The organism is Mycobacterium parascrofulaceum ATCC BAA-614 (assembly GCF_000164135.1).
Classification (GTDB): Bacteria; Actinomycetota; Actinomycetes; order Mycobacteriales; family Mycobacteriaceae; genus Mycobacterium; species Mycobacterium parascrofulaceum.
Genome location: NZ_GG770557.1, coordinates 312,799 through 328,509, shown reverse-complemented (window position 1 = coordinate 328,509; position 15,711 = coordinate 312,799). Strand labels below are relative to the sequence as shown.

General features: G+C 69.0%; 16 protein-coding genes. 5 read left to right on the top strand and 11 right to left on the bottom strand.

Annotated elements, in window-relative coordinates:
• Positions 1-88: 88 nt before the first annotated feature.
• The gene (locus tag HMPREF0591_RS22910; RefSeq protein ID WP_167310175.1) at positions 89-1,486 is read right to left on the bottom strand and encodes a glycine--tRNA ligase; all 1,398 of its coding nucleotides are present in this window, start codon (positions 1,484-1,486) and stop codon (positions 89-91) included.
• A gap of 182 nt (positions 1,487-1,668) precedes the next feature.
• Here HMPREF0591_RS22910 and HMPREF0591_RS22905 point away from each other — a divergent pair, with 182 nt between their 5' ends.
• Both HMPREF0591_RS22905 and HMPREF0591_RS22900 read left to right on the top strand, forming a co-directional pair.
• Entirely contained in the window at positions 1,669-2,073 is a 405-nt protein-coding gene (locus tag HMPREF0591_RS22905; protein WP_040623762.1) for an ArsR/SmtB family transcription factor, read from the top strand.
• Positions 2,070-2,459: a Fur family transcriptional regulator gene (locus HMPREF0591_RS22900; RefSeq protein WP_007171062.1), complete on the top strand. Its 390-nt coding sequence runs from the start codon at positions 2,070-2,072 to the stop codon at positions 2,457-2,459. Before HMPREF0591_RS22905 ends, HMPREF0591_RS22900 begins: the two co-directional genes overlap by 4 nt.
• 48 nt (positions 2,460-2,507) lie before the next feature.
• Here HMPREF0591_RS22900 and HMPREF0591_RS22895 read toward each other — a convergent pair whose 3' ends face one another.
• The 3 genes from HMPREF0591_RS22895 to recO all read right to left on the bottom strand — a co-directional run bounded on the left by HMPREF0591_RS22895 (position 2,508) and on the right by recO (position 4,814).
• On the bottom strand, positions 2,508-2,936 hold the full coding sequence (locus tag HMPREF0591_RS22895) for a hypothetical protein (protein ID WP_007171061.1): 429 nt from the start codon (positions 2,934-2,936) through the stop codon (positions 2,508-2,510).
• A 170-nt stretch (positions 2,937-3,106) separates the two neighbouring features.
• Positions 3,107-4,024 (bottom strand): decaprenyl diphosphate synthase, encoded by a 918-nt coding sequence (locus HMPREF0591_RS22890; RefSeq protein WP_007171060.1) that lies wholly within the window; start codon positions 4,022-4,024, stop codon positions 3,107-3,109.
• Positions 4,017-4,814, bottom strand: coding sequence for a DNA repair protein RecO (recO, locus tag HMPREF0591_RS22885; RefSeq protein WP_040623761.1), 798 nt, complete (start codon positions 4,812-4,814; stop codon positions 4,017-4,019). The genes HMPREF0591_RS22890 and recO overlap by 8 nt, the downstream gene beginning before the upstream one ends.
• Before the next feature lie 62 nt (positions 4,815-4,876).
• On the opposite strand from recO, the gene HMPREF0591_RS22880 reads away from it, so the two are divergent.
• Positions 4,877-6,376: an amidase gene (locus HMPREF0591_RS22880; RefSeq protein ID WP_007171058.1), complete on the top strand. Its 1,500-nt coding sequence runs from the start codon at positions 4,877-4,879 to the stop codon at positions 6,374-6,376.
• A gap of 191 nt (positions 6,377-6,567) precedes the next feature.
• On the top strand, positions 6,568-8,025 hold the full coding sequence (locus HMPREF0591_RS22875; RefSeq protein ID WP_007171057.1) for an aminotransferase class I/II-fold pyridoxal phosphate-dependent enzyme: 1,458 nt from the start codon (positions 6,568-6,570) through the stop codon (positions 8,023-8,025).
• A 15-nt stretch (positions 8,026-8,040) separates the two neighbouring features.
• Here HMPREF0591_RS22875 and HMPREF0591_RS22870 read toward each other — a convergent pair whose 3' ends face one another.
• From HMPREF0591_RS22870 to HMPREF0591_RS22840, 7 genes are all read right to left on the bottom strand, one after another.
• Entirely contained in the window at positions 8,041-8,820 is a 780-nt protein-coding gene (locus HMPREF0591_RS22870) for an SDR family NAD(P)-dependent oxidoreductase (RefSeq protein ID WP_007171056.1), read from the bottom strand.
• A gap of 161 nt (positions 8,821-8,981) precedes the next feature.
• The gene (gene era, locus HMPREF0591_RS22865; protein ID WP_040623760.1) at positions 8,982-9,881 is read right to left on the bottom strand and encodes a GTPase Era; all 900 of its coding nucleotides are present in this window, start codon (positions 9,879-9,881) and stop codon (positions 8,982-8,984) included.
• 14 nt (positions 9,882-9,895) lie between these two features.
• Positions 9,896-11,200 (bottom strand): hemolysin family protein, encoded by a 1,305-nt coding sequence (locus HMPREF0591_RS22860; protein ID WP_007171054.1) that lies wholly within the window; start codon positions 11,198-11,200, stop codon positions 9,896-9,898.
• The gene (locus tag HMPREF0591_RS22855; protein ID WP_007171053.1) at positions 11,197-12,480 is read right to left on the bottom strand and encodes a hypothetical protein; all 1,284 of its coding nucleotides are present in this window, start codon (positions 12,478-12,480) and stop codon (positions 11,197-11,199) included. Before HMPREF0591_RS22855 ends, HMPREF0591_RS22860 begins: the two co-directional genes overlap by 4 nt.
• Positions 12,477-13,010: an rRNA maturation RNase YbeY gene (gene ybeY / locus HMPREF0591_RS22850; protein ID WP_007171052.1), complete on the bottom strand. Its 534-nt coding sequence runs from the start codon at positions 13,008-13,010 to the stop codon at positions 12,477-12,479. Before ybeY ends, HMPREF0591_RS22855 begins: the two co-directional genes overlap by 4 nt.
• A 12-nt stretch (positions 13,011-13,022) precedes the next feature.
• Positions 13,023-14,081 (bottom strand): PhoH family protein, encoded by a 1,059-nt coding sequence (locus tag HMPREF0591_RS22845; protein ID WP_007171051.1) that lies wholly within the window; start codon positions 14,079-14,081, stop codon positions 13,023-13,025.
• Between the two features lie 56 nt (positions 14,082-14,137).
• Positions 14,138-14,797 (bottom strand): TetR/AcrR family transcriptional regulator, encoded by a 660-nt coding sequence (locus HMPREF0591_RS22840; protein WP_007171050.1) that lies wholly within the window; start codon positions 14,795-14,797, stop codon positions 14,138-14,140.
• A gap of 91 nt (positions 14,798-14,888) precedes the next feature.
• Here HMPREF0591_RS22840 and HMPREF0591_RS22835 point away from each other — a divergent pair, with 91 nt between their 5' ends.
• A complete protein-coding gene (locus HMPREF0591_RS22835) occupies positions 14,889-15,632 on the top strand; it encodes a maleylpyruvate isomerase family mycothiol-dependent enzyme (RefSeq protein WP_007171049.1) in 744 nt (247 codons plus the stop codon).
• Positions 15,633-15,711: the final 79 nt, after the last annotated feature.

Below are 15,711 nucleotides of genomic sequence, written 5' to 3'. Positions count from 1 at the left end.
TCCGTTTAAAGAGCCTAGGCCAATCGCGTACCCGACAGCGCTTTTTTACGAAACGTTTAATTGCGTGGCTTCGGGGTGTCCGCGCCGGTCAGCAGCCCTTGAGCCGCGCGGCCAGATAGTCGCCCACGGCGTTCATCGCGACCCGTTCCTGCGTCATGTCGTCGCGCCGGCGCACCGTGACGGCGTTGTCTTCGAGGGAATCGAAATCGACCGTCACACAGAACGGGGTCCCCACCTCGTCCTGGCGCCGATAGCGGCGCCCGATCGCGCCGGCGTCGTCGAAATCGATGTTCCAGCAGGTGCGCAGCTCGGCCGCCAGGTCGCGGGCCTTGGGACTCAGGTCGGCGTGCCGCGACAGCGGCAGCACCGCGGCCTTGACCGGCGCCAACCGCGGGTCCAGCCGGAGCAGCGTGCGCTTCTCCATCACGCCCTTGGCGTTGGGCGCCTGGTCCTCGGTGTAGGCGTCGATGAGGAACGCCATGAACGACCGCGTCAGGCCGGCGGCCGGTTCGATGACGTACGGGGTGTAGCGGGTGTCGGTCACCTGGTCGTAGTACGACAGGTCGGCACCGGAATGCTTTGCGTGCGTGGACAAGTCGAAATCGGTTCGGTTGGCGACGCCTTCCAGCTCACCCCAGGGATTGCCGGCGAAGCCGAACTTGTACTCGATGTCGACCGTGCGGTCGGAATAGTGCGAAAGCTTTTCGGCCGGGTGCTCGAACAACCGCAGATTCTCCGGATTGATACCCAGGTCGACATACCATTGGTGCCGGGTGTCGATCCAATACTGATGCCATTCCTTCGCGGTCGACGGCTCGACGAAGAACTCCATTTCCATCTGCTCGAACTCGCGGGTCCGGAAAATGAAGTTGCCCGGCGTGATTTCGTTGCGGAAACTCTTGCCGATCTGGCCGATACCGAACGGCGGCTTCTTGCGCGCGGTGGTCACGATGTTGGCGAAGTTGACGAAGATGCCCTGCGCGGTCTCCGGGCGCAGGTAGTGCAGGCCCTCCTCGGTCTCGATCGGCCCGAGGTAGGTCTTGAGCATCATGTTGAACTCGCGCGGTTCCGTCCACTGCCCCTTGGTGCCGCAGTCCGGGCAGACGATCTCGGTCATCGGCACGGAGTCGGGGTGGTCGATCCCCTTCTTGGCGGCGTACGCCTCCTGCATGTGGTCCTGACGATGCCGGTGGTGGCAGTTCAGGCACTCGACCAGCGGGTCGTGGAAGACCTCGACGTGGCCGGAGGCCACCCAGACCTGCCGCGGCAGGATGATCGACGAGTCGATGCCCACGACGTCGTCGCGGCCGGTGACCACCGAACGCCACCACTGCCGTTTGATGTTCTCCTTGAGTTCCACCCCCAGCGGGCCGTAGTCCCACGCCGACCGGGTGCCGCCGTAGATCTCGCCCGAGGGAAAGACGAAGCCGCGCCGTTTGGCCAGGTTCACTACGGTGTCGATGACGGACGCCACGGGGTGGTGCACTCCCTTTCCGGGTTTGAACGAGCACGCGCGCGGGTCGACCGCGGCGCGCAGAGCATTCGTCATGGTAACGATCGGTGCCGCGGTCTTTGACATGCGTCATCATGCATGTGACAGTGGAAGTCGACCGCCTCGCGGCGCGTCCTCCCCGCTACCTGGCACTTCTCGAGGTGATGACTCTCTCCATGGCGATGTCCCCGTCTCCGCCTTCCTCGCTGCCGGCCGCCGCCGGTGACGTGAGCGCGCCGCACGAGCACGAAGGAACCGGGCCCCGCGCGCTGGCCGATTACCCCGTGCCGCCGCCGCGGGAGATCCTCGACGCGGCCGGCGAGCTGCTGCGCGCGCTGGCCGCGCCCGTGCGGATCGCCATCGTGCTGCAGCTGCGCGAGTCGCACCGCTGCGTGCACGAGCTGGTGGACGCGCTCGGCGTGCCGCAGCCGCTCGTCAGCCAGCACCTGAGGATTCTCAAGGCCGCCGGCGTGGTCGCCGGGGAGCGCTCCGGGCGCGAGGTGCTGTACCGGCTCGCCGACCATCACCTGGCGCACATCGTGGTGGACGCCGTGGCCCACGCGAGCGAGGACACGCCTTGACGGGCGCCACCGTGCGGTCGACCCGGCAGCGGGCGGCGATCTCGACGCTGATGGACACCCTCGACGACTTCCGCTCGGCGCAGGAATTGCACGACGAGCTGCGCCGCCGCGGCGAGAACATCGGGCTGACCACCGTCTACCGGACGTTGCAGTCCATGGCGGCGGCGGGAATGGTCGACACGCTGCGGACCGACACCGGCGAATCGGTCTACCGCCGGTGTTCCGAGCACCACCATCACCATCTGGTCTGCCGCAGCTGTGGCTCCACGATCGAGGTCGGCGACCACGAGGTGGAGGAGTGGGCGGCGCAAATCGCCGCCAAGCACGGCTATTCCGACGTCAGCCACACCATCGAGATCTTCGGCACCTGCAAGGACTGTCGCTAGCCCCGCCCGACCGTCGAACTGGCTTCACGTTCGGCGAATGCCGAAACGTCACGACGTCAGCGAGCTACGGATCCCGGCGCCGGTGTCGAGCACCAATAGGATCAGGGTGCGCAGCGCGTCGTCGGTCAGGCCGCCGCCGGGGAAGTTGTAGCGCAGCATCACGTCGCCGGTTTTCGCCGCGCCCTTGCCCGAGTTGCGTTGCACGGCTTTCGGATCGACCTTTTCGACGAGCGTGATGCCGCCGAAGTTGCAGTCGCGGGCCTGCTTGGCGACCTGATCGCTGACCTTCTTGGTCAACGGCAGGTCCCACGCCACGACCTGGGTGAGCGAGACCAGGTCGAGGTCGTCGGCGATGGTCACCACCCGCAACGACGCGATGGTGCCGGCATGGCGCACCGTCAACGCCCCGTCGGGCTCCTTTTCGACTGAAAGGACATCGCCGAGCACCGACGCCAGACGCTCCTGCAGTGACGGCATCGGATCCTTCCCGTGCGGACCCGGTGCGCCCGGCTCCGCCGCGCTTCCGGTCCCCACTGGATCCTTCCCGTGCGGACCCGGTGCGCCCGGCTCCGCCGCGCTTCCGGTCCCCACTGGATCCTTCCCGTGCGGACCCGGTGCGCCCGGCTCCGCCGCGCTTCCGGTCCCCACTACGCGCTCCCGAATCTTCTGTTGCGAGAAGCATATTCCTCGCATGCCGCCCATAGGTCGCGGCGGTCGTAGTCGGGCCACAGCTTGTCCTGGAAGATGTACTCGGCGTACGCCGCCTGCCACAGCATGAAATTGCTGGACCGCTGCTCCCCCGACGTCCGCAGGAACAGGTCCACGTCGGGGATGTCGGGCCGCTGCAGGTGATGGGCCACCGTGGCTTCGGTGACGCGCTCCGGGTTCAGCCTGCCGGCGGCGGCCAGGCGCGCAATTTCCCTTGCGGCGTCGGCGATTTCGGCACGCCCACCGTAGTTCACACAGTAGTTGACGGTGATGACGTCGTTGTCCTTCGTCATGTCCTCCGCGATCGCCAGCTCGTTGATCACGCTGCGCCACAGCCGTGGCCGCGAACCCACCCACCGGATCTTGACCCCTATCGTCTTCAAATTCACGCGGCGCATGCGGACCACGTCGCGGTTGAAGCCCATCAGGAAGCGGACCTCCTCGGGGGACCGCTTCCAGTTTTCGGTGGAGAACGCGTAAAGGCTGAGCCACTTGATGCCGATCTCGATGGCGCCGCAGACGACGTCTATGACCACCGCCTCGCCCGCCCGGTGGCCGTCGGTTCGGGTCAGTCCCTGTTCGGTGGCCCAGCGGCCGTTGCCGTCCATCACGATGGCCACATGATTGGGCAGTCGATCCGCCGGAATGCGCGGCGCCGCGGCCTTCGAGATGTGTTGCGGCGGCCGGCAGGGACCGCCGTCCACGGACGGCGGCAGGTCGGGAAAGACGACCGGCCAGGTCGACCGGTCGGGAAAGACCGGGTAGTCGTCGGGCGCGGGGGGCAACTGCGGAAAGTCGGTCGGCTTCGGGGGACGCTCGGCCTTCCGGCCGGTGCCACCGGCGCGGACCCTAGCCACAGTCGAGGTCCCGCTCGGCCAGCGCCGCGCGCCGCTGCGCGATGGTGCGGTCGACGTGATACGTCCGTTCCACCAACGGCAACGTTTTGAGCTGCCGTTCCAGATGCCATTGCAGGTGCGCGGCCACCAGCCCGCTGACGTAGCTGCGGTGCGATTGCGGGGCCTGCTCGGCGAACTCCCACTCGCCGTCGTGCAGCGCGGACATCAGATCCAGCACGCCCGGCGGCGGTGTCGTCGAACCGGCCGGACGGCAATGGGTGCAGACGCTGCCCCCGGCGCCGACGTGAAACGCCCGATGCGGCCCGGGTGTGGCGCACCGGGCGCACTCGGTCAGCGCCGGCGCCCACCCGGCGATGCCCATGGCGCGCAGCAGGTAGGCGTCCAGCAGCAGGTCCCGGGACCGGCGGCCGTCGGCGACCGCCCGCAGCGCGCTGACCGTGAGCCGGTGCAGGGCCGGGGCGGGGGCCCGCTCCTCACCGGCGAGGCGTTCGGCGGTTTCCAGCATCGCGCACCCGCAGGTGTAGCGGCCGTAGTCGCTGACGATGTCGGTGGCGAACGCGTCGATCGAGACCACCTGGGTGACGATGTCAAGATTGCGGCCGGGATGCAGTTGCGCGTCGATGTGCGCGAACGGCTCCAGCCGCGCGCCGAATTTGCTGCGGGTGCGGCGAACCCCCTTCGCCACCGCCCGAACCAACCCGTGATCGCGGGTTAGCAGGGTGACGATCCGGTCGGCCTCGCCGAGCTTGTGCTGGCGCAACACCACCGCCCGGTCTCGATACAGCCGCATCACCATAGTTTTGCACCCCGCCGCGACAATGCTGGTATCCGCGCCGGTTAGTCTCGTACCCCGTGATTGGCGCTTCCGAGTCAGGTCTGGGATCCGTTTTCGGATCCGGTGGCCAGCGCCTGCCCACGCTGACTGACCTGCTCTATCAGCTGGCCAGCCGCTCGGTGACATCCGTCACACTGGTGCGCCGGTCGCTGCACGCCATCCACGCGAGCCAGCCGACGCTGAACGCCTTCCGCGTCGTGTTGACCGAGTCCGCTCTGGCCGACGCGGCCGCGGCCGATCGGCGGCGCGCGGCCGGAGACACGGCGCCGTTGCTGGGCATCCCGATCGCGGTCAAAGACGACGTCGACGTTGCTGGAGTGCCGACGGCCTACGGCACCGAGGGATACGTCCCGCCCGCCACTCACGACGCCGAGGTGGTTCGCCGCCTCAAGGAGGCGGGCGCGGTGATCGTCGGCAAGACCAACACCTGCGAGCTCGGTCAGTGGCCCTTCACCAGCGGGCCCGGCTTCGGGCACACCCGCAACCCCTGGTCGCGCCGGCATTCCCCGGGCGGCTCGTCCGGGGGCAGCGCGGCCGCGGTGGCCGCGGGGCTGGTCACCGCGGCGATCGGCTCCGACGGCGCCGGCAGCGTCCGCATCCCCGCCGCCTGGACGCACCTGGTGGGCATCAAGCCGCAGCGCGGCCGCATCTCCACCTGGCCGCTGCCCGAGGCGTTCAACGGCATCACGGTCAACGGCGTGCTGGCCCGCACGGTGGCCGACGCGGCGTTGGTGCTCGACGCTGCGTCGGGCAACGTCGAGGGCGACCGGCACAAGCCGCCCCCGATCACGGCGTCCGACTACGTCGGCATCGCGCCCGGTCCGCTGAACATCGCGCTGTCGACCCGGTTCCCCTACACCGGTTTCCGGTCCAAGCTGCATCCCGAGATCCTCGCCGCGACGCGCGCCGTGGCCGACCAGCTCGAGCTGCTGGGCCACACCGTGGTGCCCGGCAACCCGGACTACGGCCTGCGGCTGTCGTGGGACTTCCTCGCCCGGTCCACCGCCGGCCTGCGGGATTGGGAGGAGCGGCTGGGCGACGGCGTGATCCTCGACCCCCGCACGGTGTCCAACCTGCGCCTGGGCCATGTGCTGGGTCAGGCGATCCTGCGCACCGCGCGCCGGCACGAAGCCGCCGCCCAGCGCCGCGTGGGCTCGGTCTTCGACATCGTCGATGTCGTGCTGGCCCCGACCACCGCCCAGCCGCCGCCGCTGGCGCGCGCCTTCGACCGGTTGAGCGGGTGGGCCACCGATCGCGCGATGGTCGCCGCCTGCCCGCTGACCTTTCCGTGGAACGTGCTGGGCTGGCCGTCGATCAACGTGCCGGCCGGGTTCACCTCCGAGGGGCTGCCGATCGGCGTCCAGTTGATGGGCCCCGCCAACAGCGAGGGCATGCTGATCTCGCTGGCCGCCGAACTGGAGGCCGTGTGCGGGTGGTCGACCAGGCAGCCGACGCCGTGGTGGAACGCCGAGACGGGCACGCCCCCGGTCGCGGGCGCCCCGCCGCCGCGAAGGTGAAAACCGCACTGCCGGACGGTGACTTCCCTCGAGCGGCTACGGGGTTTGTCGACACCCGCACCGGGTGACTGACCGCGATGCAACGATCCGGCCGTCCGAACCTGGTCGATGGCGGTGGTACGCGAACACGGGTTTGCTCGAGGTGACCGGGGCGGTCGCGTAGGCACCGGCGACGCGGGTATTCCTTGCCCATGGATCAATCTGTTGCTCCACTGTTGGATGCCCTGGTCGATTACCGCCGAAAGGACCGGTACGGGTTCACCCCACCGGGGCACCGGCAGGGCCGCGGCACCGACGAGCGGGTCTTGGAGGTCCTGGGCCGGGAGCCGTTCGCCGACGACGTGCTGGCCAGCGGCGGGCTGGACGACCGCAGAACCAGCCACGAATACCTCAAGCACGCCGAAGACCTGATGGCCGAGGCCGTCGGCGCCGACGTCGCCTGGTTTTCCACCTGCGGCAGTTCGCTGTCGGTGAAGGCGGCGATGATGGCCGTCGCCGGCGGCGACGGCAGCCTGTTGGTCAGCCGGGACAGCCACAAGTCGATCGTGGCGGGGCTGATCTTCGCCGGCATGCAGCCGCGCTGGATCACGCCGCGCTGGGACGCCGAGCGGCACTTCTCGCATCCGCCGTCACCGCGGCAGGTCGAGGAGGCCTGGAAGGAACATCCGGACGCCGCCGGCGCGCTCGTGGTCAGCCCCAGCCCCTACGGCACCTGCGCCGACATCGCCGGGATCGCCGAGGTGTGCCATGCGCGCGGCAAGCCGTTGATCGTCGACGAGGCGTGGGGGGCGCACCTGCCGTTCCACGAAAACCTGCCGACGTGGGCGATGGACGCCGGTGCGGACGTCTGCGTGGTCAGCGTCCACAAGATGGGGGCGGGTTTCGAACAGGGTTCGGTGTTCCACGTGCAGGGCGACCGGATCGACCAGGACCGACTGTCGGCGTGCGCCGACCTGCTGATGACCACCAGCCCCAACGTGCTCGTGTATGCCGCCATGGACGGCTGGCGGCGCCAGATGGCGCACCGCGGACACGAATTGCTCGGCGCCGCATTGGATCTCGCCCGTCGGCTGCGCACCGACATCGAAGCCATCCCGGACGTCAAGGTGCTCGACGACGAACTGCTGGGTGTGCAGGCGTCGCACGACCTGGACCGGATGCAAGTGTTGATCGACGTGTCCGCGACCGGCACCTCCGGCTATCAGGCGCACGACTGGCTGCGCGAGCACGCGCACCTCGACATGGGAATGAGCGATCACCGACGCATCCTGGCGACGCTGTCGATGGCCGACGACGACCACACCGCGGGGCGGCTCATCGATGCGCTCACCTTGTGGCGCAAGGCCGCCGACGACTTCGAGCCGCCGCCGCGCATCGACCTGCCCTCACCCGACGAGTTGCAGTTGGAGACCGTCTGCCTGCCGCGCGACGCCTTTTTCGGGCGCGTCGAGACCGTACCCACCGGCCGCGCCGCGGGCCGCGTCGCCGCCGAGCAGTGCACGCCGTACCCGCCGGGCATACCCGCCGTGGTGCCCGGCGAGCGCCTCAACGACGCCGTGCTGGACTACCTGTGTTCGGGCGTCCGCGCGGGCATGAACGTTCCGGACGCGGCGGATCCGTCGCTGCAGACGATTCGCGTTCTCGCGTAGTCGCGGCGCCGGCCGTCAGCGCGGCCGCGACATCACCCGATTGCCAATGGCTTTGACGCTGTCGGGCAGTACCCGGTTCGCCACGCCCATCGCCTTGACGAGGACCGAACCGGCGACGACCTGCCGATCGCCGCGCATCAAGGCCTCGAAACCCTGCCGCGCGACCTCGGCGGGATCGTCCTTGGGGCCCTTGCCCATCAGGGAGTCGACCATCTTCGCGCGGGCGAAGAAATTGGTGTCCGTGGGCCCCGGCATCAGCGCGGTGACCGTGATGGAGGTGTCACGCAATTCGTCCTGCAGCGCTTCGGCGAAGGACTGGATGAACGACTTCGATGCGTTGTACACCGGCTGATAGGAGCCCGGCATCTGGGCCGCGATCGACGAGGTGAACAGGACCCTGCCCGCGTCGCGGTTCGCCATGTCGCGCAGCACCAGCTTGGCCAGGTGCACCGTCGAGCGCACGTTGAGGTCGACGATGCTCAGGTCGTCGGCGAGTTCGCTCTTGAGGAACATTTCGCCGCGCCCGATGCCCGCGTTCAGCGCCGCGGCGGCCAGCACGCGGTCGCCTTCGATCGCGCTCCGGTACAAGTGCTCCACCCCCTCCGGGGCGCGCAGGTCCACCTGGACCGGCTGTACGGCCGAACTCCACCGGGAGAGCTTGTCGGGGACGTCGCGGATGGCGTCGTCGTCGGCGGCGACGACCAGGTCGTAGCCATGCCGGGCGAATTGCTTGGCCAGTTCGAGCCCGATGCCGCTGGACGCGCCGGTGACTAACGCTAACTGTGCTTGGGTCATGGGCGACGGCTACCCGTCGCCCATGCCATCAAACCCGGCCGGGCGCCGGAAAAGTCAAGGAGCCGTTGGGCGTTTCTTCCCGACGGCCGATTCTCGGCATGTCGAGCGGCCGAGCGCATCCTGGTACGCCCGCGCGGCGAAACACCGTTGGTCCCCGCGCGTCAGAAGCCAAGCCGACCAAGCTGTTTGGGGTCGCTCTGCCAGTTCTTGGCGACCTTCACGCGCAGGTCCAGGTAGACCTTGGTGCCGAGCAGCTTTTCGATCTGGCCGCGCGCCGCCGTGCCCACCTGCCTCAGCCGGGCGCCACCCTTGCCGATCACGATGCCCTTCTGGCTGTCGCGCTCGACGAACAGCAGCGCGTGCACGTCGATCAGGTCGTCGCGGTCCTCGCGCGGGTTGACCTCGTCGATCACCACCGCCAGCGAGTGCGGCAGCTCGTCGCGCACCCCCTCCAGCGCGGCCTCGCGGATCAGCTCGGCCATCAGAACTTCCTCGGGCTCGTCGGTCAGCTCGCCGTCGGGGTAGTACGCCGGGCCGGCGGGCAGCGCGGCGGCCAGCACGTCGATCAGCACGTCCACCTGCTCCCCGGTGGCCGCGGAGACCGGGACGATCTCCGCCGAGTCGCCGACCAGCTCGCTGACCGCGACCAGCTGCGCGGCGACCCAGTCCCTGGGCACCTTGTCGATCTTGGTGACGATGGCCACCAGCGTCGTCTTCGGTGCGGTGGAACGGATTTGGTCGACGATCCACCGGTCCCCCGGGCCGATCGCCTCGTCGGCCGGGATGCACAACCCGATCACGTCGACTTCGCCGTAGGTGTCGCGCACCAAGTCGTTGAGCCGCTTGCCCAGCAGCGTGCGCGGCCGGTGCAGGCCGGGCGTGTCGACGAGGATGATCTGAAAGTTCTCCCGGTGCACGATGCCGCGAATGGTGTGCCGCGTGGTCTGCGGGCGCGTCGAGGTGATGGCCACCTTGGTGCCGACCAGCGCATTGGTGAGCGTCGACTTGCCGGTGTTCGGCCGGCCGACCAAACACACGAACCCGGAACGGAACTCGCGCATGTCGCCGTTCGGCGTCATAGCGGGTTCCCCTCGTCGGAGCCGTTGGTCTCGGGCTGGGCCGGGCTCAGCAGGACGGTGCCGATCCGGACCCGTCCCCGATGGTCGGCGCCCCCCTCGGCCTGCATCCGCAGGCCGTGCGAGACCACCTCGGCCCCGGGCAGCGGAACCCGGCCCAGTTCCAGCGCGAGCAGGCCGCCCACGGTGTCGACGTCGAGATCGTCGTCGAATTCGACGCCGTACAGTTCGCCGAGGTCTTCGATCGGCAACCGCGCCGAGACGCGGAACCGCTTGTCCCCCAGCTCTTCCACCGGCGCCGTCTCCGCCTGGTCGTATTCGTCGGCGATCTCGCCGACGATTTCTTCGAGCACGTCCTCGATGCTGACCAGGCCGGCGATCGCGCCGTACTCATCGACGAGCAGAGCCATGTGGTTGCGGTCGCGCTGCATCTCGCGCAGCAGCGTGTCCAGCGGCTTGGAGTCCGGCACGAAAACCGCCGGGCGCATCACCTGCGCCACGGTGCTGCCCCGACCGCCGTCGCCCGACAGAAAAGCCTGCTGCACAAGGTCTTTCAAGTACACGACGCCGACGATGTCGTCGACGTTCTCCCCGATCACCGGGATGCGGGAATGGCCGCTGCGCACCGCCAGCGTCAGCGCTTGGCTGGCCAGCTTGTCGCTTTCGATCCAGATCATTTCGGTGCGCGGCACCATCACCTCACGGGCCGGGGTGTCACCGAGCTCGAACACGGACTCGATCATCCGGCGTTCGTCGGCGGCGACCACACCGCGCTGCTGGGCCAAGTCGACGACCTCGCGCAACTCGATCTCGGACGCGAACGGCCCGTTACGCAGGCCCCGCCCAGGCGTCAGCGCGTTACCCAGGACCACCAGCAGCCGGCTGAGCGGCATCAAAAGCCACGAGAGGACCCGCAGCGGAACGGCCGTCGCCAACGAGATGGTGTAGGCGTGCTGGCGGCCGAGGGTGCGCGGACCGACCCCGATGACCACGAAACTCGTCACCACCATCGTGGCCGCGGCGCCGAACAACGCCCAGTTCAAACCCAGGTTGTCGTACAGGAACAGCACCAGCAGCACCGTCGCCGTGATCTCGCAGGTGATCCGCAGCAGCACAACGAGATTGATGTAGCGCGGCCGCTCGGCCATCACCTCGGCCAGCGACACGGCGCCGGGCCGCTCCTCGCGGACCAGCTCCTGGACCCGGGCCAGCGACACCGTGCTGATGGCGGCGTCGATCGCCGCGAACAGCCCGCCGATGGCGATCAGCGTCATCGCGCCGAGCAGCCAGGACAGGCCGGTCAATTGCCGGAAGACCTTGACGTGGTGGCGGGCTCCGCTACGTCGTCGTCACTCCGTTTCCGGTTGAGTGCCCAGGCGGTGAGGCCCACGACCACGCCCAGGGCCCCGTACCCGAGCGCCGAGGGCCACCACGGCTGGGGCGGCTGGGCGGGCTCCTCGTGCGGGCGGACGGCCAGCACCACCAGGAAGTTGCCGTCGTCGGTCGGCCCGGCGGACGGCAGCGACTGGGTCTTGGTCACCCTGATCTGGGCGTTGCTGCTGCTGGAGTCGTTGATCTCACCCCAGGCCATCGTGGAGTCGTCGAGCAGGAAGACGACCTGGCTCCCTCCGGGCTGGCTGTCGTCGCGGCGCACCACGGCGACTTGGGCGACCTCCAGCGTCTGGTTGGCCGCGGGAACGGAGACCAGGACGTTCTGGAACAGCTTCCCGGGCTGCGGCGGCTTGTAGTCCGGCGGCGGGGGGCCGTTGGAACCGTCCGGCGGCACCGAACCCCCGCCGTAGAAGCTGCCCGCCGCCACCCAGCCGTCGCCGACCGCGGTGAAGGGGACGACGCCGACGGTGGCGGCATCCAACACCATCCGGGCACCGGCGGGCAGGTACGCCTCCCGGTCGGCGCCGTTGTAGAAGTAGCGGAACGTCATCGCCTGGTTCAGCGGGTTGAACAGGGCGGGGCGGCGGTAGGCGTCGTCGTAGTCGACGTAGTCCCAGTGCCGGGGCCGGACCAGCCGCTGATCGTCGACCTTCAGGACGTCGACGTTCTCCCGGTGGGTGCTGACCACGTTCTGCACCCGCTGGTTGAAGTCGATCTGCTTCGGCGGCTTGGGCGGGTCGGCGGGGTTGGCCCGCGTCGCCGGTGCACCCTTCGCCGCGGCCACCGCCTGGGGCGACACGTCGAGCCCCCGCGGCGGTGCCACCACGGGGACGTTTCTGGGCGCATCGGGGCCCGCCGGGTTGATCGTCGGAGCCGTGTTGGCGGGCGGCAGGTTCGGCGGGGGTGTGGCTTGCACCGGCACCGGCTTCGGCGGTTCGTACGGCGGGAGCGCCGGAATCTGCACCTGGGTCGACGGCGGCTGAGCCCGGCGGGGCGGCGCGTCCTGGGAGCACACGTTGGAGGTGTGATACCGCGCCACCAGGTACTGACACCACTGGCAGCTGGCGGGGTTCGACCCCCCGCCGGCGCAGGGGGCCGCCTCGGCCACCCCGATCGTGGTGGCGACCAACGAAACCGGTGCGAGGGCGATGGCGGCGGCGGCCGCGATCCCGAGAAATTTACGTAGGCTCAATTGTCGAAATACCTTGACTTGTCCAGCAATCGGCGATCCCGCTCCTGCTGGCGATCCTGGCGGTAGGCCTCGACCTGCTCGGCGACCCACTCTTCGAGCAGCCGGTCCTGCAGGGCGAACATCTCTTTTTCCTCGTCCGGTTCACCGTGGTCGTAGCCCAGCAGGTGGAGCACGCCGTGGATGGTCAACAGCGCCAACTCGTGGCCCAGGCTGTGCCCGGCCGCGTCGGCCTGCCCGGCCGCGAACTCCGGGCACAGCACGATGTCGCCCAGCATCGACGGTCCCGGCTCCGGGGCGTCGGGCCGGCCGCCCGGCTCCAGCTCGTCCATCGGGAAGCTCATCACGTCCGTCGGCCCCGGCAGGTCCATCCACCGCATGTGCAAATCGGCCATCGCCGCGGTGTCCAGCAGCACCATCGACAGCTCGGCCGCCGGGTTGACGTCCATCCTGGCGATGACGAACCGGGCGACGCTGATCAACTCGGTTTCCGAGACGTCAACGCCCGACTCGTTGGATACCTCGATGCTCATCGGCCGCTCACGTCACCGGCGTCCGCGGGAGCCCGAGGCGCGCCGGGCGGCACGGTTCATGGTCAGGCCCGGCTCCTCGAACTTGGCGTAGGCGTCGACGATCTCGGAGACCAACCGGTGGCGCACCACGTCCACACTGGTCAGCTCCGCGATATGAATGTCCTCCACGCTGTCCAGGATTTCGATCGCCGACCGCAGGCCAGACCTGGCGCCGCCGGGAAGGTCCACCTGGGTGATGTCGCCGGTGATGACCATCTTCGACCCGAAGCCGAGCCGGGTGAGGAACATCTTCATCTGCTCGGCCGTGGTGTTCTGCGCCTCGTCGAGGACGATGAAGGCCGAATTGAGCGTGCGGCCACGCATATACGCCAGCGGCGCCACCTCGATGACCCCGGCGGACATCAGCTTGGGGATCAGCTCGGGATCCATCATGTCGTACAGCGCGTCATACAGCGGCCGGAGATAGGGGTCGATCTTCTCGCTCAGGGTGCCCGGCAAAAAGCCAAGGCGCTCACCGGCTTCCACCGCCGGACGGGTCAGGATGATGCGGTTCACCTGCTTGGTCTGCAGGGCGCTGACGGCCTTGGCCATCGCCAGGTAGGTCTTCCCCGTGCCGGCCGGGCCCACCCCGAAAACGATGGTGTTGGCGTCGATCGCGTCGACGTATCGCTTCTGGTTGAGCGTCTTGGGCCGGATCGTCTTGCCGCGCCGCGACAGGATGTCCAGGGTGAGCACTTCCGCCGGCGACTCGTTGTCGGCGCCGGTCAGCATGGCGACGCTGTGGCGGACCACCTCCGGCGTCAACGGCTGGCCGTTGCCGACGATCGCGACCAGCTCGGCGATCGCCCGCTCGGCGAGCGCGACCTCGGCCGGCTCGCCGGAGACGGTCACGGCGTTGCCACGCACGTGCAGGTCGGCGCTCAGGCTGCGTTCCAACGCGCGGAGGTTTTCGTCTGCCGAGCCCAACAAGCCGACGACGACATCGGGCGGAACATCGATGCTGCTGCGTACTTGGGCGTTGGCCTGGAGGCCTCCGGCTGCGTCAACAGCGCTGGTCTCGCGGGGCGTCACGTGGCTCTCGATGCCTGCTTTCTCGGCTTGTCGGTGGTGTGCTCAGCTGCCTAAGTCTACGCCGGGGTCCCCGGTTGGTCAGCTTCCTCGTCGCCGTCGCTTGCGGTGAGCGCCCGGATCAACCGGTCGATGACGGCGCCGGCTTCCCGGCGTGCGGTTGCGTGATCTTCGGCCCTCGCCACATAGAGGGTCGCCTCGCGCATCGCGCCGAGCATGGTGAGCGCGGTCGCCTCGACCGGCTGCGGCGGGATGCGGCCGGTCTCGATCGCGCCGGAAAGCAGCGCCCGCACCAGCCCGAGGTTGTAGCGATTGCCGATCTCGGTCCACCGCGCCCAACCGAGCACCGCAGGGGCGTCCACCAACGCGATGCGCTGGATTTCGTGATCAGAGCAGGCCTCCAGCCAATAGGCGGCGCCCAACCGCATCACCTCGATGGCGTCGGTTTCACCCGACGCCGCGATGGCCTCGCCCATGTGGGCGGCGACCTCCGCCTCAACCTGCTCGAACACGGTCGCGAACAGCTCGGTCTTGTCGGCGAAGTGGTGATAGAGCGCGCCGCGGGTCACGCCCGCCGCGCGCACGATCGCCTCGAGGGCCACCTCCGAGAAACCCTGGGCAGCGAACAGCGGCCGCGCCGCCGAGATCAGCGCCTCCCGCGTCTCCGCGGAGCGCTCCGCTTGGGTCCGGCGATCTTCGTTCACACCATTGCCTTTCATACATACTGTATGTAGGTTCATACATACCGTATGAATCTGGCTCTGAAGATAGCAGCGGGCCGGCCAAACCAAGGGAAGGGACACGGTTGCGATGAGCTCTGCGATACAGGCCGTCGAGGCGGACCGAGAGGCGCTGCTGACGATCCTTCCGTCGTTAGACGACTCCGGCTGGGCGCAGGCCAGCGGATGCCCGGGCTGGTCGGTGCGCGACGTCGTGTCCCACATGGCATGCAGTTTCTGGCTGGCGGTCGACCCGTCGCATCTCCCCGATCCGGGGGGCCTGCCGGCGGAGCGGGCGGCCGACCTGTATGTCGAGTCGCGCCGCGGCATGACGTGGCGGGAGATCGTGGACGACTACGAATCGGTCAGCTCGACCGGCCTAGAGGTCCTCGCGGCCACAGCGGGTCAGGACTTCGAGGTGCCGCTCGGCGATGTCGGGACGTACCCGGCGTCGGAGATACCGGCGGCGTTCGCCTTCGAGCACTACGTCCACATCAGATACGACCTGCTGCAGCCGCACGGCCCGCTGCGGGCCGAGCCCCCCGCTTCCGATGCGTTGCGGCTGGAACCGACGGTGGACTGGATCGAGGCGGCCTTGCCCCAACAGAACGCCAACCTCCTGCGGCGCTTGGACGCCACGGTGCAGATCCGCCTCACCGGCGGTTGCGATCGGACGCTCTCCATCGGCACCGGCGACGTGACCGCCCGCATCACTTCGGACGCCGACGCGTTCGTGCGATGGGTCACCCAACGCGGGAGCTGGGAAGCCCTCGGCGTGCAGGCCGAAGGAGACCGGTCGAACCTGGAGATCGCGCGGCAGCTGAGCGTCTTCTGATACCGGTGTCCGCGCGGGCGCGGCCGCCTCACTCGCCGCCCAGACCCGCGGCATCCCAGCGCGGTGTCAGCACGCCCAG

Excerpts from the sequence above, each read along its gene's own strand:
- HMPREF0591_RS22905 (WP_040623762.1), top strand. The coding sequence starts at position 1,669 with ATGGCGATGTCCCCGTCTCCGCCTTCCTCGCTGCCGGCCGCCGCCGGT.
- HMPREF0591_RS22895 (WP_007171061.1), bottom strand. The coding sequence starts at position 2,936 with ATGCCGTCACTGCAGGAGCGTCTGGCGTCGGTGCTCGGCGATGTCCTT.
- recO (WP_040623761.1), bottom strand. The coding sequence starts at position 4,814 with ATGCGGCTGTATCGAGACCGGGCGGTGGTGTTGCGCCAGCACAAGCTC.
- HMPREF0591_RS22875 (WP_007171057.1), top strand. The coding sequence starts at position 6,568 with ATGGATCAATCTGTTGCTCCACTGTTGGATGCCCTGGTCGATTACCGC.
- HMPREF0591_RS22870 (WP_007171056.1), bottom strand. The coding sequence starts at position 8,820 with ATGACCCAAGCACAGTTAGCGTTAGTCACCGGCGCGTCCAGCGGCATC.
- era (WP_040623760.1), bottom strand. The coding sequence starts at position 9,881 with ATGCGCGAGTTCCGTTCCGGGTTCGTGTGTTTGGTCGGCCGGCCGAAC.
- ybeY (WP_007171052.1), bottom strand. The coding sequence starts at position 13,010 with ATGAGCATCGAGGTATCCAACGAGTCGGGCGTTGACGTCTCGGAAACC.
- HMPREF0591_RS22840 (WP_007171050.1), bottom strand. The coding sequence starts at position 14,797 with ATGAAAGGCAATGGTGTGAACGAAGATCGCCGGACCCAAGCGGAGCGC.
- HMPREF0591_RS22835 (WP_007171049.1), top strand. The coding sequence starts at position 14,889 with ATGAGCTCTGCGATACAGGCCGTCGAGGCGGACCGAGAGGCGCTGCTG.